The organism is Bradyrhizobium manausense (genome assembly GCF_018130615.1).
In the GTDB taxonomy this organism is placed as follows: domain Bacteria; phylum Pseudomonadota; class Alphaproteobacteria; order Rhizobiales; family Xanthobacteraceae; genus Bradyrhizobium; species Bradyrhizobium manausense_A.
The window spans coordinates 61,861-77,575 of sequence record NZ_JAFCKB010000017.1 but is presented as its reverse complement, the minus strand read 5'-3'; the positions used below and the strand labels follow the sequence as shown (position 1 = coordinate 77,575).

Annotated in this window: 23 protein-coding genes and 1 pseudogene; 14 read left to right on the top strand and 10 right to left on the bottom strand. The window is 63.9% G+C overall.

From position 1 onward, the window contains the following. Positions 1–15 precede the first annotated feature (15 nt). Both JQ587_RS26860 and JQ587_RS26855 read left to right on the top strand, forming a co-directional pair. Positions 16–783, top strand: a pseudogene (locus JQ587_RS26860) (DpnI domain-containing protein). An 8-nt stretch (positions 784–791) separates the two neighbouring features. Then, positions 792–1,073 carry a hypothetical protein gene (locus tag JQ587_RS26855; protein ID WP_212297031.1) on the top strand — a complete coding sequence of 94 codons (282 nt, stop codon included), beginning with the start codon at positions 792–794 and terminating at the stop codon, positions 1,071–1,073. 107 nt (positions 1,074–1,180) lie between these two features. On the opposite strand, the gene JQ587_RS26850 is transcribed toward JQ587_RS26855, so the two are convergent. From JQ587_RS26850 to JQ587_RS26840, 3 genes are all read right to left on the bottom strand, one after another. Further along, positions 1,181–1,543: a hypothetical protein gene (locus tag JQ587_RS26850; protein WP_212427314.1), complete on the bottom strand. Its 363-nt coding sequence runs from the start codon at positions 1,541–1,543 to the stop codon at positions 1,181–1,183. Between the two features lie 5 nt (positions 1,544–1,548). Continuing rightward, complete coding sequence (locus JQ587_RS26845; RefSeq protein ID WP_212427313.1) at positions 1,549–1,935, bottom strand: hypothetical protein; 387 nt, start codon at positions 1,933–1,935, stop codon at positions 1,549–1,551. Between the two features lie 278 nt (positions 1,936–2,213). After that, positions 2,214–2,456 carry a hypothetical protein gene (locus JQ587_RS26840; RefSeq protein ID WP_212427312.1) on the bottom strand — a complete coding sequence of 81 codons (243 nt, stop codon included), beginning with the start codon at positions 2,454–2,456 and terminating at the stop codon, positions 2,214–2,216. Positions 2,457–2,640: 184 nt separating this feature from the next. On the opposite strand from JQ587_RS26840, the gene JQ587_RS26835 reads away from it, so the two are divergent. The 6 genes from JQ587_RS26835 to JQ587_RS26810 all read left to right on the top strand — a co-directional run bounded on the left by JQ587_RS26835 (position 2,641) and on the right by JQ587_RS26810 (position 6,298). Further along, positions 2,641–3,090 (top strand): nuclear transport factor 2 family protein, encoded by a 450-nt coding sequence (locus JQ587_RS26835; protein WP_212427311.1) that lies wholly within the window; start codon positions 2,641–2,643, stop codon positions 3,088–3,090. Positions 3,091–3,225: 135 nt separating this feature from the next. Then, on the top strand, positions 3,226–3,504 hold the full coding sequence (locus tag JQ587_RS26830; protein WP_212427310.1) for a hypothetical protein: 279 nt from the start codon (positions 3,226–3,228) through the stop codon (positions 3,502–3,504). A gap of 187 nt (positions 3,505–3,691) precedes the next feature. Continuing rightward, positions 3,692–4,132: a nuclear transport factor 2 family protein gene (locus tag JQ587_RS26825; protein WP_212297037.1), complete on the top strand. Its 441-nt coding sequence runs from the start codon at positions 3,692–3,694 to the stop codon at positions 4,130–4,132. 223 nt (positions 4,133–4,355) lie between these two features. Continuing rightward, entirely contained in the window at positions 4,356–5,282 is a 927-nt protein-coding gene (locus tag JQ587_RS26820) for a hypothetical protein (protein ID WP_212297038.1), read from the top strand. 172 nt (positions 5,283–5,454) lie between these two features. Next, a complete protein-coding gene (locus JQ587_RS26815; RefSeq protein WP_212297039.1) occupies positions 5,455–5,883 on the top strand; it encodes a hypothetical protein in 429 nt (142 codons plus the stop codon). A gap of 277 nt (positions 5,884–6,160) precedes the next feature. Next, a complete protein-coding gene (locus JQ587_RS26810) occupies positions 6,161–6,298 on the top strand; it encodes a hypothetical protein (protein WP_212297040.1) in 138 nt (45 codons plus the stop codon). 43 nt (positions 6,299–6,341) lie between these two features. On the opposite strand, the gene JQ587_RS26805 is transcribed toward JQ587_RS26810, so the two are convergent. The 3 genes from JQ587_RS26805 to JQ587_RS26795 all read right to left on the bottom strand — a co-directional run bounded on the left by JQ587_RS26805 (position 6,342) and on the right by JQ587_RS26795 (position 7,620). Further along, positions 6,342–6,488 carry a hypothetical protein gene (locus JQ587_RS26805; RefSeq protein ID WP_167561217.1) on the bottom strand — a complete coding sequence of 49 codons (147 nt, stop codon included), beginning with the start codon at positions 6,486–6,488 and terminating at the stop codon, positions 6,342–6,344. Positions 6,489–6,688: 200 nt separating this feature from the next. Continuing rightward, positions 6,689–7,168 (bottom strand): MaoC family dehydratase, encoded by a 480-nt coding sequence (locus tag JQ587_RS26800; RefSeq protein ID WP_212427309.1) that lies wholly within the window; start codon positions 7,166–7,168, stop codon positions 6,689–6,691. Continuing rightward, positions 7,168–7,620 carry a MaoC family dehydratase gene (locus tag JQ587_RS26795; protein WP_212297420.1) on the bottom strand — a complete coding sequence of 151 codons (453 nt, stop codon included), beginning with the start codon at positions 7,618–7,620 and terminating at the stop codon, positions 7,168–7,170. The genes JQ587_RS26800 and JQ587_RS26795 overlap by 1 nt, the downstream gene beginning before the upstream one ends. 159 nt (positions 7,621–7,779) lie before the next feature. On the opposite strand from JQ587_RS26795, the gene JQ587_RS26790 reads away from it, so the two are divergent. Both JQ587_RS26790 and JQ587_RS26785 read left to right on the top strand, forming a co-directional pair. After that, positions 7,780–8,076, top strand: a complete 297-nt coding sequence (locus tag JQ587_RS26790) for a DUF4282 domain-containing protein (RefSeq protein WP_092230128.1) — start codon at positions 7,780–7,782, stop codon at positions 8,074–8,076. 120 nt (positions 8,077–8,196) lie between these two features. Continuing rightward, positions 8,197–8,757, top strand: a complete 561-nt coding sequence (locus JQ587_RS26785; RefSeq protein WP_349629535.1) for an acyltransferase — start codon at positions 8,197–8,199, stop codon at positions 8,755–8,757. Positions 8,758–8,788: 31 nt separating this feature from the next. On the opposite strand, the gene ychF is transcribed toward JQ587_RS26785, so the two are convergent. From ychF to JQ587_RS26765, 4 genes are all read right to left on the bottom strand, one after another. Next, complete coding sequence (gene ychF / locus JQ587_RS26780) at positions 8,789–9,886, bottom strand: redox-regulated ATPase YchF (RefSeq protein ID WP_212297044.1); 1,098 nt, start codon at positions 9,884–9,886, stop codon at positions 8,789–8,791. A gap of 5 nt (positions 9,887–9,891) precedes the next feature. Beyond that, complete coding sequence (gene pth / locus JQ587_RS26775; RefSeq protein WP_212427307.1) at positions 9,892–10,497, bottom strand: aminoacyl-tRNA hydrolase; 606 nt, start codon at positions 10,495–10,497, stop codon at positions 9,892–9,894. Between the two features lie 58 nt (positions 10,498–10,555). Then, complete coding sequence (locus tag JQ587_RS26770) at positions 10,556–11,281, bottom strand: 50S ribosomal protein L25/general stress protein Ctc (protein WP_212297046.1); 726 nt, start codon at positions 11,279–11,281, stop codon at positions 10,556–10,558. 258 nt (positions 11,282–11,539) lie between these two features. Continuing rightward, positions 11,540–11,791 (bottom strand): accessory factor UbiK family protein, encoded by a 252-nt coding sequence (locus JQ587_RS26765; RefSeq protein WP_027534243.1) that lies wholly within the window; start codon positions 11,789–11,791, stop codon positions 11,540–11,542. A gap of 195 nt (positions 11,792–11,986) precedes the next feature. Between JQ587_RS26765 and JQ587_RS26760 the strand changes: the two genes are divergently transcribed. The 4 genes from JQ587_RS26760 (at position 11,987) to pgeF (ending at position 15,674) form a co-directional block, all read left to right on the top strand. Beyond that, positions 11,987–12,718, top strand: coding sequence for a dienelactone hydrolase family protein (locus JQ587_RS26760; RefSeq protein ID WP_212427306.1), 732 nt, complete (start codon positions 11,987–11,989; stop codon positions 12,716–12,718). A gap of 206 nt (positions 12,719–12,924) precedes the next feature. Next, positions 12,925–13,767, top strand: coding sequence for a prolipoprotein diacylglyceryl transferase (gene lgt / locus JQ587_RS26755; protein WP_212297049.1), 843 nt, complete (start codon positions 12,925–12,927; stop codon positions 13,765–13,767). Between the two features lie 21 nt (positions 13,768–13,788). After that, the gene (locus tag JQ587_RS26750) at positions 13,789–14,907 is read left to right on the top strand and encodes a class I SAM-dependent methyltransferase (protein WP_212427305.1); all 1,119 of its coding nucleotides are present in this window, start codon (positions 13,789–13,791) and stop codon (positions 14,905–14,907) included. After that, positions 14,907–15,674, top strand: a complete 768-nt coding sequence (gene pgeF / locus JQ587_RS26745; RefSeq protein ID WP_212427304.1) for a peptidoglycan editing factor PgeF — start codon at positions 14,907–14,909, stop codon at positions 15,672–15,674. Before JQ587_RS26750 ends, pgeF begins: the two co-directional genes overlap by 1 nt. Positions 15,675–15,715 lie beyond the last annotated feature (41 nt).

The window sequence follows — 15,715 nt, the reverse complement described above, 5'->3', positions numbered from 1 at the left end:
CGTTACGTTGGCGTAATGAAACTCGGCTTCGAAGAATCTCAGCTCCCCTACACTAGCGGCTCGCAAAGCGCCCGCGCTTGGACCGAGGCTTGGGTCGGCGCATGGGCCTACTGCCCCCATTGCGGCAACGCGAAAATGTCGCAGTTTCCGAACAACAGCCCGGTTGCCGATTTCCTTTGTACCATCTGCAAGGAGGAGTTCGAGCTTAAGAGCCAGAAAGGAAAGTTCGGACCGAAAGTGTCGGATGGCGCTTACAAGACAAAGTGCGAGCGGCTCGCTGCGAGCAACAATCCGAATCTCCTGCTGATGAACTACGACCGCACGTCGCTTGCGGTTGTGAACCTTTTCATTGTGCCGAAGCACTTCTTCGTTCCTGAGATCATCCAGGAACGGAAGCCTCTCGCGGCGACGGCTCGGCGGGCGGGTTGGATCGGGTCGAACATCCTGCTCAGCAAGGTACCAGAGTCCGGCAAGATTCACATCGTCCGGAACGGCGTGATCCGGCCGAAGGAACTGGTTCTAGGGGAATGGCAGAAGACGCTCTTCCTGCGAAGCAAGTCTCTGGAAGCGCGGGGCTGGTTGCTGGATGTGCTGAAATGCGTGGAGTCGCTAGGCAAGCGTGAGTTCACGTTGGAGGAAGCCTATGCCTTCGACCGGCATCTCGGCGATCTTTATCCGGGCAACTAGAATGTCAGACCAAAGATACGCCAACAGCTTCAATATCTGCGCGACCGTGGATTTATCGAGTTCGTTTCTCGCGGCAGCTACCGTTTGAAAACGTGAGGTCCGAGATGGTCTGGTTCCTGAACTTCTACCGCTGCGACCGTTGCAGGAAGGTATGGACCGATGAATGGTCGTGCACCTGCGACGACGAGTGCCCGCACTGCGGCTTCCGCGACATGACGCCGTTCAAGAGTGAGGATTTGACGGAGCTTATCGTGGAAGAGGGTGACGGGTTCGTTGTGCTCCGCTCGTCCGAAGAAGCCGAGGATGATCCGGACTACGAGGAACTGGGTCGCTTTCCGACGCGAGATGCGGCGAAGGCATTCTTAGGCGCCCACCACCCGGAATGACGTTTGTGTTTCGCGGGCTGTCTTGCGGAGCTTTCCAAGCCACTGACGTCCGTGGCTATGGAATCCGGGCTCGCCGCTTCGCGGCGCCCCGGAATGACGAAGCTCTCTCACCCCGCGATCGTCGCCAGCAGCGACAGCAGCAGCACGGATGCCATGAGCTGCAACGATGTCGCCGGCTTCACGCGCCAGCGGGCGATCTTTTCGGAGAAGGACAGGCTCGCGTCGAAGAATTGCGCTTCGTAGCCGCTCTTGGCCCTCGGGAAGGCCGAGCCGACCGAGACGACGAAGATGCTGTAGAAGATCGACGCCAGCGCGATGGTGAGCACGGGACTGCTGCCGTGGTGATCTCCCAGCAGCTTCACTATCAGTGACGCCGCGGCGAACATCGGGAAACCCTGAAGGATTGTCGTGAGCGTAAAGCCTTCGAGCCAATTGAGCGGGCCGGATTTCGATGCGGTGATGAAGGGCATGGCGCTCACCCCACGCTCGCCGTCACCACCGCCATCACCGACAGCAGCAGCACGATCGCGACCAGTTGCAGCGAGGCGACGGGGTGGGTGCGCCATTCCGCAATCTTGTCGGAGAGCGACAGTCTGCCATCGAAGAAGGCCGGTTCGTAGAGCGTCCTGAACAGCGCCGGGAAGGCCGGGCCGATGGTCGCCGCAAGCAACGCGTGAACCAGCGAGGCAACAGCGACGAAGATGGCGACGCCGGGGTCGCCGACGAGGTCGTGGTTGCCGCATAGCTTGAGCAGCAGCGCGGCGGCGGCGAAAGTCGGGAAGCTCTGGAGGATCGTGGTCAGCGCAAAGCCTTCGAGCGCGTTGCGCAGGCGGGACTTTCTCGCGGCGGCGATGACGGCCATGGCACGTCTCCCTCATGACATGCCGATGACATTAGCGGGACCGGGAGATGCGCGATGTGAGATGAGTCACGCGGCGCTGTTAACCTCGCCCCGCTTGCGGGGAGAGGTCGGAATTCGCGCGAAGCGCGGATTCCGGGTGAGGGGGTACAGGCCTATCGACGATCCCATCCACGGAGAGAGGCCCCTCACCCCAACCCTCTCAGCGCGAGCGAAGCTCGCCGCGGCCCCGCGAAGAGCGGAGCGAGGGGGCGGACCGTCAACGCGGGCCGAGGAATGCCTTACAGCTTGCCCTGCCCGTTCACCTGGCTCTGCTGCTGCCTTTCCCGCTGCTCTTGCTGTTCCTTGGCATGGTGGCGGCCGTAGAGGCAGCCGGCGGCGGCGCCGAGAACGCCGTGATGGCCGGCGTAGTGGCCGGCAACACCGCCGACGACGGCGCCCTTGATGCAGCCCTTGGCGTTGGCGGCGGAGGTCGCGCCCAGCATGAGCAGCGCGACGGCGACGGCGGTGAGCGGGGATTTCATGGACGATGTCTCCTGCGGTGTCGGCGTCTCAACGAACCAGGAGCGGGCTGGGTTCCCCCACTCGTGAACCACCGTACGGTCAAGCACGACCAATCGCCGAGGGTCCCATATTTTTTGCGGATTGATGGATCAGCACACCGCGCGATAGCGTTTGCAATCCACGGCCAACGCGGGCGGGAGCCGCATGACGGTTGAATCGTTGAACAAGCAACGCGTGCTGCATCTGCTCGATATGTTCGCACGCGGCGATATCGAGGCCGCGCTGTCGTGCTGCACCGACGACGTCGACTTCCTCACCCATGCCCCGATCGACGTGCTGCCGCATATGACCCCGCGCCACGGCAAGGCCGAGCTGCGCGAGCTGTGGCAGACGGTCTGGTCGCGCTATTCCGAGATTCGTTACAAGGCACCGCACGTCGTCGCCGACGGCGACCAGGTCGCGACCTACCTGCACGGCTATTTCACCAAGCGCAGCAACGGCCGCATCGTGCAGTTCGACATGGCGGTGTTCTACACCTTCCGGAACGGGCAGATCGCAGAGATCCGCGAGATCATCGATTCCTACGATCTGGTGCAGCAGGTGCTGGAGCGGGAGATCGGGCCGCTGATCGTGGGGACGAAGGCCGGGGAGTAAGGCTCTCCCAGCGTCGTCCCGGCGAAAGCCAGGACGACATCGAGGATTTGGCGCGACCTCGGACTTGAACCTCCCTCGCCCCTCTCCAGACCCATCCACGGGGCGTTATGCACGCCGGCGGGGTGATGTGTGCCGATGAAAGTCGCGTTGCTTGCAATCTTGGGGCTGTTCCTGGGGGCGTTGGGCGGAGCCGCGCTCGGCATCGGCGCAGGGCTCGCCTGGGTCGAGATCGCGCAAACCACGAGTTTCGAGGGCTATAACGGCATGCTGGTGTTCTTCACCTTCATGCCGCTCGGCGCTGCCATTGGCGGGATCGGGGGCGCAGTGCTGTTCGGCCTGCTTGCCATACGCGACGACGCCATTGCGATCGAACGGACCCAAGCTGCGGAACCGGCGCGCGGCCGGGACCGGTAAAATTACGGGGTTCTATTGTAAATCTCACACTTTGCGCTCACTTGTGCATTGCGAAAACGTGAATTGCGTTTTGGCCGAAATCCCGTACTTTGTTCGCATACAAATGAGTTGAGCGGCCCCGGGGCACATTACGGTGCATGGGGTTGTTTTCCGTTTTTTCCGCTAGCCAGCTTCAGGACTGCCCAAAATGACAGAGCACAGCCTCTGGCGTTTCTCGCGCGCGTTGCACCGCGCGATCAACGACCGGCATTTCGAGGATATCGAGGCCCTGATCGACGAGGACGTCGACTGGGCAGTCTACGGCCCGATCGACATGTTTCCGTTCCTGGGCGCGCGCCAGGGCAAGGCGGCGGTGCTCCAGGTCATCCGCCAGCTCGCCGACAATTTCCACGTCCGCCGTTTCGACCGCGAGAGCATCATGCTGGGTATCGATTCCGCCTCGTCGATGCTGCGCTATTCGCTCACGGCGCTGGATTCCGACAAGCCGATCAGCTTGCGCGTGGCGCAGTTCGCCCAGTTCAGAGCGGACCGGCTCATCAACATGCGTGTGCTGATCGACACTTTCGATCTGGTCGAACAGGCACTCGGCCGCGCCATTCATCTGCCAAAGATGACCAGCGTCGGCTGAGGGGGACACCAACGGGCTCCGAGAGTTCGGGGCCGATCGATCGATGCTCCCGCGACTTTGTCCTGGCCTCCAGCCCCGCCGGATGCCGTCGCGGAGATGCTCGTCATCGGGCGCGCGCTTTCCCGCGCGGCCCGTTGGTTCGTTATCTGGAGTGGTGCCGGCGCCACAATTTTGCAACGATAGCGCCGCATCCTGTGCGCGAACTGGGCTTGCGGGCAAGGCAATGGAATTCACGACAGGTTTTGGCTGGAGCAGGCTGCTGCTGGCGGCCGCGTTCATTTTCGGCTCGGTGCTGACGGCCCAGGCGCAGATCATTCCGCCCTTCTCCCCCGCCCCCACCCCCGCTGCGGCCACGCCGGACGATGAGGAGGCCGAAGTCGCCGAGGCCCCCGACGTCAACGACGCCGACGTGCTCAAAGGTATCGACGTCGACAAGCTCGACTGGAGCCAGCTTGCCATCGACGCCGGCACGCTGAACGACATCATCGCCGCCAAGAAGCGCGCGCAGGCCGCCGCCAATAACGGCATGAACTGGTCGTCCAATGCCAACGCCAACGGCTCCTCGGCCGTGACGGTGAAGCAGTCGGTCTCCTCGTTCTGGGACACCCGCGTCGGCGCTGACATGACGGTGGCGAAGGAGCCGACCACGATGTCGGAGCTGCTGGCGCAGAAAGCCGAAAATGGCGGCAACCTGCCGCAATCCTCCGGCAGCGCCTGGGCCGCGGCGACCGCGCCGGGTGCGGGCGCGATCTGGGACAAGACGGCGGTCGAAGCCCGCGTCGATCCCGGCTCTGAACAGAGCAAGCTCGGAGCATCGCTGACCAAATCGGTGCCGCTGTCGAGCGATTATTCGCTGACGCTCCAGAACGGTTACAGCGTCAATCAGCAGGGCACCACGGCGCTGCCCGGCGTTGGCGGGCACGTCACCCGCAATTACGGGACCGACCAATCCGCCAAGGTCGAGATCACCGACACCGGCACCAGCATCAGCGCCGGCCAGACCATGTCGACCAGCGACGACAAATGGCTGCGCAAGGTCGGCGCCGAGCAAAAGCTGTTCGACAACGTCACCGTCTCCGGCTCGGTCGGCGAAACCTCGCAAGGCGCGATCAACAAGAGCCTGACGGCGGGCTTCAAGAAGAGCTGGTGAGCTTTCTTTAGACTCCCGTAACCATACGCCACGGCAAAACCCCCGAATGGTCCGCCCTTGCCGCATCTCGGCCCCGTTGCGGTCAAAATCCGACGCACAGATGCACCGAGCTGACACACATCGTCGTGCGGGGGACACTCGCGCTGCGCTCAACGCGAACAGGGGAACAACGATGAACGCCATGCGTCCGGAAAAGACCGAAGCCGCCACCGAGACCGAGACGGTCGACAGCAACCTCGCCGCCGTGACTGAAGTCGAGGCCGGCATCCGCGATTTCGTCCGCAACGACATCGCCTATCTGCGCCGGCCGGCAACGGCGACCACTACCGACGCGCCGCCGCTCGATCCGAGCGCGGAAGCCACCGTCACCAACGTCAACTCGCTGATCCAGCGCGTCGCCGGCACCTCGCTCGCCGAGATCGAGAATCTGATCTCCGAGCTCGAGAGCCTGCGCGACCTGCTCCATGCCGAAGGCCAGCGCGTCCAGCGCGAGATCTCGGGCTACGCACAGCTCAGCCAGGCCGCGATGAAGTCGACTCGCATGATCGCCGACAACGTCGCGCAGTGGAAGCGCGCCGCCGACGGCCTGCGCAACAGCTGATCATACGCACCAAGCACCACCCGGCCGCCGCGTTCCGCAAGGGGCGCGGCGGTTTTGATTCTGGGGGCGTGATGGGTGCTCACTGTCTCGCCAACACAGGTGTCATCACCCGCGAAAGCGGGTGATCCAGTATTCCAGATACGATTGTGGTTGAGCCGAGGCGCAGCAGCGTATTTGCGGCCGCGAGGAGAGTGCGGGTTGAACCCTCCACCCCGCCCCGGCGACCAATGCCAAGCGCCCGCAGCTTCCTTCAGCCGGGCCTCGGGGACATTTTCAAATGGAAAGCATTCGGCCCGATAACGCGGACCCGATACCGCTGCGGTCCGCACCGAACCAGTTCGGGACCATCATGCTGCGCTTTGTCGGGCTGCTGGCTGTTGCGGTGGCGATCTTGGCGTTCGTCTACAGCCGCTGAGGGCGGAGGCCGCGCTGCGGCCTCTTAAGGAATTAACGAGCCCTTAACGGCTCGCATCGACCACTGAGGCTTCCAGGGTGTAGGCGCCGTCGGCATAGCCCTTCACCACCATGCCGGCCACCAGCATCACGGCCAGCGTCGCGGTAGCGAAGATAAATCCGACCAGCTTGAGTGCGCCGCGATCTGCCATTGTCCTCGTCCCCTGTCCTCTGCCCAGTTCGTTCAAATAGACAGCGACAGGTTCATAATTGGTTAGCAACTCGATGGTTCCGGCAGCTGCTTCGTGAGCGCCAGCCATCTCGGGGAGGCTTATGGCAGCCGTCCTGAATCGCGTCCATAGCGCGCGAGCAACACTCGCGCCCGTTTTCGTCCGTTCATTCTGGAACTGGTCTAAGCGCCCTTCCGCATCGGCACGAAGGCGCTGGCGGTAATGGAATAGACGTCCTCGCCGCGCTGGTTGGTGCCGGTGGTGCGGGCGGTCAGAATGCCCCAGCCTGGGCGCGAGGCGGAACTGCGCTTGTCGATGATGACGCTGACATAGCTGATCGTGTCATCGGCCAGCACGGGCTTGATCCAGCGCAGGTTGCGAAAGCCCGGTGACGGACCCCACACCGCGACCTCCTCGCCGCGCGCAGCGGCTTCGCGCGCCAGACGCTGGCCGTCGGCGACAAGGAGGCTCATGCAGGCCGAGCCGACATGCCAGCCGGAGGCCGCAAGCCCCCCGAACAGCGAGTTCTTGCCTTCCTCCTCGTCGAGGTGAAAACGTTGCGGATCGAACTTGGCGGCGAAAGTCTTGATGGAGTCCGCCGTGAAATGATAGGCGCCGATCTCGCGGCGATGGCCGATCTCGATATCCTCGAAGAACCGCATCAGACCGCTCCCGCGCGCCGCTCGATCAGGATCGGCGAGGTCATCTCGCACAGCGCTTCGCCCTTGGCGTTGCGCACCGTGCATCTGAACTTGACGATGCCGAGGTTGGGTCTGCTCTTCGACGTGCGCGCCTCGAGCACGTCGACATCGAGCGTCAGGTCGTCACCAGGCCTCAGCGGCGAGAGCCAACGCACCTCGTCGACCCCGGGAGATCCGAGCGAAGCGGCGCGGGTAATGAAACCATCGGCCATCATCCGCATCATCAGCGAGCAGAGGTGCCAGCCCGAGCCGGACAGGCCGCGCAGCATGCTCTTGCTGGCGGCCTCCTCGTCCAGATGCATCGGTTGCGGATCGAACTCGGCGGCAAAGGCCAGGATCTCGTCGCGGGTGACGTGGCGCGGGCCGAACGTTCCATACCGGCCGGTCGGGAAATCTTCGAATGTCAGGGTCATCTTGGAAAAGCTTTGCGGGAAGGACAGATTGTGGCCGCACTTTGCGGCAATCTCAACCCGCCGGCCCGCATGGCTCATGCTACATTCGGCGAGTCGGGCCGGACCTGCCTCATTGTCGGATGGACGCGGCCGGGGGCGCGATTTGCCCGGGGGAGAGAGATGTTTTCATTCAGCGATCTGTTTCAGTGGGACCGCTTCATCACGCCGACGATCATCAAGACCTTCTACTGGCTGGTGATCGGCGTGATCTGCCTGTTCGGACTCTCCGGAATTTTTGCCGGTCTCACCGCGATGGCGATCAGCCCGTTCGCCGGCTTCCTGGTGGTGCTGGAATCGATCGCGGGCGTCGTCGTTGGCGTGGTGTTCTCACGCATCGCCGCCGAATTGATCCTGATCGTATTCCGCATCAACGAGCATCTCGGCGCGATCCGGGATCAGGGCGGCGGGATGCGATAGGACGCAGGTGCCGTCGACGCACGCTTCCTTCGTCGTTGTTCACCGCGTATTTACGCGCAGGTGACAGGCTCGGCCCGACATGAGAGGCGCGGTGCGCCACAAGGGGCAGGAGCGAATGTCGTGCGCAAGATCGAGAACCCGGTGCTGCGGGCCGGTGCGCTCTTGTTCTTCGCCTGTCGGCGCGCCTGGCTGACGGTAAGGTACGGGCGCCGACTCCAGCTCGGACCCGGGATCGTGCTCAAAGGTCGGCTGGTGCTCGGTCGCGGGGTCCGAGTGTCGATCGGCGCGAACTGCCGGATCGGCAAGCGCGTGCTCATCACCGGGCGTGGCCAGGTGACGGTCGGCAATGACACCTTGCTCAACGGCTGCTGGATCGGCTGCGAGCAGAAGGTCGACATCGGGTCGTTCTGCTTGATCAGCGACTGCGACATCGTCGACACGGACTTTCACAACCTTCCCCCGCGGCTTCGGCACGAGCCTGCGGTTGCTCGGGCCATCGCGCCGGTGCACATCGGGGACAACGTGTGGGTGGGCGCGCGTTCAATCGTGCTCAAGGGAGTGACGATCGGCGACCACTCGGTCGTGGGTGCCGGAACGGTGGTGCGTGAGGACATCGCCCCGCGCCTGGTCGTCGCCGGAAACCCGGCGGCTGTCGTCAAGCAGTTCCGCGACGACGAATAGGCAGGCACGAATAGGCGCTGCCGTCGACGCGCTAGTTATTGAACCGGAAATGCATCACGTCGCCGTCCGCGACGACGTATTCCTTGCCTTCGAGCCGCAGCTTGCCGGCATCGCGGGCGCCGGCTTCGCCATTGAACGCGACGTAATCCTCATAGGCGATGGTCTCGGCGCGGATGAAGCCCTTCTCGAAGTCGGTGTGGATCACACCGGCCGCACCCGGCGCCTTGGTGCCGCGATAGATGGTCCAGGCGCGCGCTTCCTTCGGACCCACCGTGAAATAGGTGATGAGGTCGAGCAGCGTGTAGCCGGCGCGAATCAAGCGGTCGAGGCCGGCCTCTTCCAGACCCAGGGTCTCCAGGAAGTCGGCGCGCTCCTCGCGCGAGATGGTGGCGATCTCGGATTCGATCTTGGCGGAGATGACGACGGCCACCGCGCCTTCCTTGGCGGCCTGCTCCTGCACCGCCTTCGAGAACGAGTTGCCGGTCGCGGCCGAACCTTCCTCGACGTTGCAGACATAGAGCACGGGCTTCGACGACAACAGGCCGAGCATGCCGAACGCGCGCTCCTCTTCCACCTTGCGCTCGACGAGGCGCGCGGGCTTGCCTTCGCGCAGGAGCACCAGCGTGCGGTTGACGAGGTCGAGCTGCTCCTTGGCGTCCTTGTCGTTGCCCTTGGCCTTCTTGGTCAGGTTGTCGACGCGCTTCTCGAGGCTGTCGAGGTCGGCGAGCATCAACTCGGTCTCGATGGTCTCGATGTCCGCGAGCGGAGCGATCTTGCCTTCGACATGGGTGATGTCGGAATCTTCAAAGCAGCGCACGACATGCGCGATGGCGTCGACCTCGCGGATGTTGGCCAGGAATTGGTTGCCGAGGCCTTCACCCTTGGAAGCGCCGCGCACGAGGCCGGCGATATCGACGAAGGTCAGCCGGGTCGGAATGATCTGGCCCGATTTGGCGATCGCCGCGAGCTTGTCGAGCCGCGGATCTGGCACGGCGACCTCGCCGACATTCGGCTCGATGGTGCAGAACGGATAGTTCGCGGCCTGCGCCGCGGCCGTCTCGGTCAGCGCATTGAACAAGGTCGACTTGCCGACATTGGGCAGTCCGACGATTCCGCATTTGAATCCCACGAGCGTTATTCCTTGCCGTTCTCGTCCTTGGTCAAAAATCCCGTCGCCTGCATCGCAAGATGCACCCTGTTGGCGAAGGTCGCGTCCGTGCCCTTGGCGACCAGTGCGGCGTGCTCAGCCACCGCATCGCAGAGCGTCGTCACCCACTCATTGTCGGCCTTGGCGAAGTCCGACAGGACATGGCCGTGCACCATCTCCTTGACGCCGGGATGACCAATGCCGAGCCGTACCCGGCGATAGTCGTTGCCGATATGCGCCGAGATCGAGCGCAGGCCGTTGTGGCCGGCGATGCCGCCACCGATCTTCACCCGTACCTTGCCCGGCGGCAGCTCGAGCTCGTCGTGAAACACCGTGGTGTCGCCCGGCGCGATCTTGAAGAAGCTCGCAGCCTCCTGAACGCTGCGGCCGGAATCGTTCATGTAGGTCGTGGGCTTGAGCAGGATCACGCGCTCAGTGCCCAGCGTGCCCTCCGAGGTCTCGCCCTGAAACCGGCGACGCCACGGCGCAAACCCATGACGCCGCGCAATCTCGTCGACGGCCATGAAGCCGATATTGTGCCGGTTACGTGCGTATTTCGCGCCGGGATTGCCGAGCCCAACAAAGAGTCGCATGACGCGGCGCGCCCCTCGCTCGGCGCGCGATCAGAGACCGCGCGCCAGCTTTGAGAGATTACTTCTTCTTGTCGCCGCCGGCGGGAGCCTTGGCGGCAGCAGCCGGAGCAGCAGCACCCGCGGCCGGAGCCGCAGCGCCAGCCGCCGGAGCAGCCGCAGCACCCGGAGCCGCACCACCAGCAGCAGCCGCAGCCGCGGCCTTCTGCTCTTCGGCGTAGCCGGACGGCGGCACGATGGTGACGAGGGTCGCGTCCTCGCGGGTCAGCGCCTTGACGCCGGTCGGAAGCTTGACGTCCGACAGATGCAAGGAGTGGCCGATTTCCAGCGAGCCGACATCGGCCTCGATGTATTGCGGGATGTTTTCGACGCCGCATTCGAGCTCGATGGCGTGGGCGACGATGTTGACGGTGCCGCCGCGCTTCACGCCGGGCGAACCTTCGGCCTTCACAACATGCAGCGGAACGCTGATGCGGATGGTGGCGCCTTCGCCGAGACGCATGAAGTCGACGTGGATCGGGAAGTCCTTGACCGGATCGAGGTGGTAATCGCGCGGAATCACGCGGTGCTTCTTGCCCTCGAGGTCGATGTCGACCAGCGTGGTCAGGAACCGGCCGGCAAGGATGCGCTGGCGCAGCTCGCGATCTTCGATCGAGATCGTGACGGGGGGCTGGTTGTTACCATAGATCACTCCGGGCACTCGCCCGGCGCGACGCTCAGCCCGGGCGGCCCCCTTGCCGCTCTTCGGACGTGCGGTCGCCTTCAATTCCTTGACGGTCGTCGCCATGTCGTTAAGTCCTTGTTTTTGCAAAAGTTAATGGGCCGCAGCGCGGCCCATGGCATCGTTCGCAGCAAGCCTCCAGGGGTGCGGGGGCCACGAACTGGCGGGCTTTTACCCGGAAGATGCGGAAATGACAAGGAGATTGGGCTACCGGGTGGACCGGGTTTGCCGTCATTCCGGGGCGGTCGCGATAGCGGCCGAACCCGGAATCTCCGGATTCCGCGTTCGATGCTGCGCATCGATCCGGAATGACACCAAAGAAACCTACCCCCCGAGCTTGGCCTCCAGCGCTGCGATGCGCGCCTTGAGGGCCTCGTTCTCCTCGCGTGCCAGGCGGGCCATGTCCTTGACCGCCTCGAACTCCTCGCGCTTGACCAGATCCATGTCGCGCAGGAACTTCTCCGCCTGCGTCCGCATCACCGTGTCGAACTCGCGCTTGACGCCCTGGGCCGCACCGGCGGCATCGTTCATCATGCGGCCGATCTCGTCGAAAAACCGGTTGGTGGTCTGGGTCATGTCGGTCTCCTGATCGGTCTCTTTATCGGTCCCTTGGCGGCCTCGATAAACTTTGCGCGAACGCGCGAAAAGACAATGGCAATCCGCGGAGGCCGGTTCAAGGGCCACGCGGCGGTATCCTTGTCATGCCCCGGTTTCCTTGCAATCGTATTCAACGTCCCTGCATAACAAGAATCACAAGGCGGAACGCAAGACATGATCGAGCAGCAGATCGCAATTCCCACCAAGGACGGCCACACCGCGACTTTCATCGTCCATCCGGAGCGCGGCGGACCGTTTCCGGTCATCCTGTTCTACATGGACGCGCCGGCGATCCGTGAAGAGCTGCGCGACATGGCGCGCAGGCTCGCGACGTCGGGCTATTACGTGATGCTGCCGAACCTCTATTATCGCTCCGGCGTGATGGAGCTCGGCGCACTGCCGGCCGACCCGAACGCGCCCGAGCGCAAGCGCATGTTCGCGCTGATGAGCTCGCTCACTATTCCCCTGATCATGGACGACACGCGCGCGCTGCTCACCTATGCCGAGGGCCAGACGGCCGCGAACACAAAAATCGTCGGCGCCGTCGGCTATTGCATGAGCGGCCGCTACGCCGTCAACGCTGCCACGCATTTCCCCGATCGCGTCAAGGCCGCCGCCTCGATCTACGGTGTGCAGCTCGCGACCGATCAGGACGACAGCCCGCATCTCGCGGCGGGCAAGACCAAGGCCGAGCTCTATTTCGCCTGCGCCGAGACCGATATCTACGCGCCGCCGGAGATCATCGAGAAGGTCAAGGAAGGCATGAAAGGCGCCAAGGCCGAGGTCGAGATCTATCCCGGCACCCATCACGGCTTCGCCTTCCCCAAGCGTCCGGTCTATGACCGCGACGCCGCCGAACGGCATTGGGAGCGCCTGCTGGCGCTCTATCGCCGCAATCTTGTGTGAGCAGTATGGATCAACGCATCCGCGAACTCGGTGCACCTCTCCCGCTTGCGGGGGAGGTCGGCGCGAAGCGCCGGGTGGGGGCTCTCGCCACGCTGGGAATCTTTCGGCGGAAGCACCCTCTCTCCTACCCTCCCCCGCAAGCGGGGGAGAGAGCGCACCTTCGTCCTGGTCACACACCAAACTTCACTTCTTGAAACCAAGGCGCGATGCCCTTTCTGCTCATCGACTTTCCATCCTTCAGTCCGATCGCGCTCGAGATCGGCCCGTTCGCGATCCGCTGGTACGCGCTCGGCTATATCTGTGGGATCACCTTCGGCTGGCTCTATGCGCGCTCGCTGTTGAAGAACCAGCGCCTGTGGGGCGGGCCGGCGCCGATCTCGCTGGTGCAGATCGACGACTTCATTCTATGGGTGACGCTCGGCATCATCCTCGGCGGCCGCACCGGCTATGTGCTGTTCTACAATCTGCCCTTCTTCGTCGAGCATCCGGCCGCCATCTTCAAATTGTGGGAAGGCGGCATGTCGTTCCACGGCGGCTTTCTCGGCTGCGTCGTGGCGGTGATGTGGTTCGCCCGAAAGAACGGCATCTCGATCCTGTCGCTCGGCGACATCACCTGCGGCGTCGCGCCGATCGGAATTTTCCTGGTGCGGCTGACCAACTTCATCAACGGCGAATTATGGGGCCGCCCCGCCGACCCTAGCCTGCCCTGGGCCATGATCTTCCCGACCGGCGGCGACGTGCCGCGCCATCCGAGCCAGCTCTATGAAGCGGGCATGGAGGGCCTCCTGCTCTTCGCCGTGCTCGCGGTGTTGATCCGCCTCGGCGCCTTGAAGCGGCCGGGCCTCATCCTCGGCAGCTTCATCCTGATCTACGGCCTGACCCGGATCATCGGCGAACATTTCCGCGAGCCGGACGTCCAGCTCGGCTACCTCTGGGGCGGATTAACCATGGGGATGCTGCTGTCGATCCCGATGCTTATCGTCGGCGGCGTACTTATTGTATTGGCAGTCAGGCGCGGTGCGCCGAAGCCCCTCGAGGCCATTCGTTAATTCATTTCGAGAAGACAGATCGTGACCGAACAGCCACTGCTCGACGAGATCAAGGCGCTGATCAAATCCTCAGGCCCCATGCCGGTCTGGCGGTACATGGAATTGTGCCTGATGCATCCGCGCTATGGCTATTACGTCTCGCGCGATCCGCTCGGGCGAGAAGGCGACTTCACCACTTCGCCCGAAGTCAGCCAGATGTTCGGCGAGCTCTTGGGCCTGTGGACCGCCTCGGTCTGGAAGCAGATGGGCTCACCGCAATTCCTGCGGCTCATCGAGCTCGGCCCCGGCCGCGGCACCATGATGGCGGATGCGCTGCGCGCGCTTCGCGTGTTGCCGCCGCTCTATCAGGCGCTTCACATCCACATGGTCGAGGTCAATCCCGTCCTGCGCGAACGGCAGAACGCAACGCTATCGGGCGTACGCAACAACATCGCCTGGCACGACAGCATCGACGACGTGCCCGACGGACCTAGCATCATCCTCGCCAACGAATATTTCGACGTGCTGCCGATCCACCAGATGGTGAAGCGCGAAGGCGGCTGGCACGAACGCGTGATCGAGATCGATCCCAACGGTAACCTCCAGTTCGGCGCGGCATCCGAGCCGACGCCACGCTTCGACGTGCTGCTGCCGTCTCTCGTGCGGGCGGCACCAGTCGGCGCCGTGTTCGAATGGCGGCCCGATACCGAGATCATGAAGCTCGCCACGCGCGTGCGCGACCAGGACGGCGCGGCACTGATCATCGACTACGGCCATATGCGCAGCGATGCCGGCGATACTTTTCAGGCTATCGCCCGCCACTCCTTCACCGATCCCCTGAAGGCGCCGGGCCAGGCCGACGTCACCGCCCATGTCGACTTCCAGGCGCTGGCGCGTGCCGCCGAGGACGTAGGCGCCCGCGTGCACGGACCGGTCACACAGGGTGACTTTCTCAAGCGCGTCGGCATCGACACGCGCGCGGCGGCACTGATGCAGAAGGCGACACCGGAGGTCGCCACCGACATTTCCGTGGCGTTGAAGCGGCTCACCGATACGGGGCGCAGCGGCATGGGCGCGATGTTCAAGGTGCTCTGCATCTCCGAGCCGCGGCTGTCAGGCATTGCCGGCCTCAGCGATCTCGAACAGGCCGGAGGGAATTGATGACGCTCACCTCGTCACTGCTGTCGGCGGTGCCCGGCCTGCGCCATGCTTTCTTCACGCGTGAGGGCGGCGTCTCCAACGGAATCTATTCCGCGCTGAACGGCGGGCTCGGCTCGAACGACGATCAGGCTCTCGTCGCGGAGAACCGCCGCCGCATGGCCGAGCATGTCGGCGTCGCAGCCGACCGCTTCGTCAGCCTGCATCAGATCCATTCGCCCGACGTCCTCGTCGCCGCTACGCCCTGGCCGAGCGGCCCGCGGCCGAAGGGGGATGCGCTGGTGACCAGGACGCCCGGCATCGCACTTGGCGTTTCCACCGCCGATTGCGGTCCGGTGCTGTTCGTCGATCCCCAAGCGCGCGTCATCGGCGGTGCGCATGCCGGCTGGAAGGGAGCGCTGACCGGCGTACTGGAGTCCACGATTCTGGCGATGGAGAAACTCGGCGCCACGCGCAGCGGCATCATCGCCGCGATCGGCCCCTTGATCCGGCAGGACAGCTACGAGGTCGGCAACGAGTTCGTCGCGCGTTTCATCGAGGCCGATGCGGATAACAAGATGTTCTTCATCCCGTCGGTGCGCGAGGGCCACGCAATGTTCGATCTCGCCGGCTTCATCCGCAAGCGGCTGGAAGCCGCCGGCATTCTGATGATCGACGACCTCGGCCTGGATACATATGCGGACGAACGCTTCTTCAGCTATCGCCGTTCAGTGCATCGCAAGGAGCCGGACTACGGCCGTCATGTTCACGCGATCGCGCTCGAAGGGTGAACACACAGGCAACATTAAGGACGGTCATTCCGGGGCGGCTC

Excerpts from the sequence above, each read along its gene's own strand:
- JQ587_RS26790 (WP_092230128.1), top strand. The coding sequence starts at position 7,780 with ATGTTTTCATTCAGCGATCTGTTTCAGTGGGACCGCTTCATCACGCCG.
- lgt (WP_212297049.1), top strand. The coding sequence starts at position 12,925 with ATGCCCTTTCTGCTCATCGACTTTCCATCCTTCAGTCCGATCGCGCTC.
- JQ587_RS26835 (WP_212427311.1), top strand. The coding sequence starts at position 2,641 with ATGACGGTTGAATCGTTGAACAAGCAACGCGTGCTGCATCTGCTCGAT.
- JQ587_RS26825 (WP_212297037.1), top strand. The coding sequence starts at position 3,692 with ATGACAGAGCACAGCCTCTGGCGTTTCTCGCGCGCGTTGCACCGCGCG.
- JQ587_RS26760 (WP_212427306.1), top strand. The coding sequence starts at position 11,987 with ATGATCGAGCAGCAGATCGCAATTCCCACCAAGGACGGCCACACCGCG.
- pth (WP_212427307.1), bottom strand. The coding sequence starts at position 10,497 with ATGCGACTCTTTGTTGGGCTCGGCAATCCCGGCGCGAAATACGCACGT.
- JQ587_RS26815 (WP_212297039.1), top strand. The coding sequence starts at position 5,455 with ATGAACGCCATGCGTCCGGAAAAGACCGAAGCCGCCACCGAGACCGAG.
- JQ587_RS26805 (WP_167561217.1), bottom strand. The coding sequence starts at position 6,488 with ATGGCAGATCGCGGCGCACTCAAGCTGGTCGGATTTATCTTCGCTACC.
- JQ587_RS26810 (WP_212297040.1), top strand. The coding sequence starts at position 6,161 with ATGGAAAGCATTCGGCCCGATAACGCGGACCCGATACCGCTGCGGTCC.
- JQ587_RS26845 (WP_212427313.1), bottom strand. The coding sequence starts at position 1,935 with ATGGCCGTCATCGCCGCCGCGAGAAAGTCCCGCCTGCGCAACGCGCTC.
- pgeF (WP_212427304.1), top strand. The coding sequence starts at position 14,907 with ATGACGCTCACCTCGTCACTGCTGTCGGCGGTGCCCGGCCTGCGCCAT.
- JQ587_RS26765 (WP_027534243.1), bottom strand. The coding sequence starts at position 11,791 with ATGACCCAGACCACCAACCGGTTTTTCGACGAGATCGGCCGCATGATG.
- JQ587_RS26840 (WP_212427312.1), bottom strand. The coding sequence starts at position 2,456 with ATGAAATCCCCGCTCACCGCCGTCGCCGTCGCGCTGCTCATGCTGGGC.
- JQ587_RS26795 (WP_212297420.1), bottom strand. The coding sequence starts at position 7,620 with ATGACCCTGACATTCGAAGATTTCCCGACCGGCCGGTATGGAACGTTC.
- JQ587_RS26820 (WP_212297038.1), top strand. The coding sequence starts at position 4,356 with ATGGAATTCACGACAGGTTTTGGCTGGAGCAGGCTGCTGCTGGCGGCC.
- JQ587_RS26800 (WP_212427309.1), bottom strand. The coding sequence starts at position 7,168 with ATGCGGTTCTTCGAGGATATCGAGATCGGCCATCGCCGCGAGATCGGC.
- JQ587_RS26850 (WP_212427314.1), bottom strand. The coding sequence starts at position 1,543 with ATGCCCTTCATCACCGCATCGAAATCCGGCCCGCTCAATTGGCTCGAA.
- JQ587_RS26830 (WP_212427310.1), top strand. The coding sequence starts at position 3,226 with ATGAAAGTCGCGTTGCTTGCAATCTTGGGGCTGTTCCTGGGGGCGTTG.
- JQ587_RS26855 (WP_212297031.1), top strand. The coding sequence starts at position 792 with ATGGTCTGGTTCCTGAACTTCTACCGCTGCGACCGTTGCAGGAAGGTA.
- JQ587_RS26770 (WP_212297046.1), bottom strand. The coding sequence starts at position 11,281 with ATGGCGACGACCGTCAAGGAATTGAAGGCGACCGCACGTCCGAAGAGC.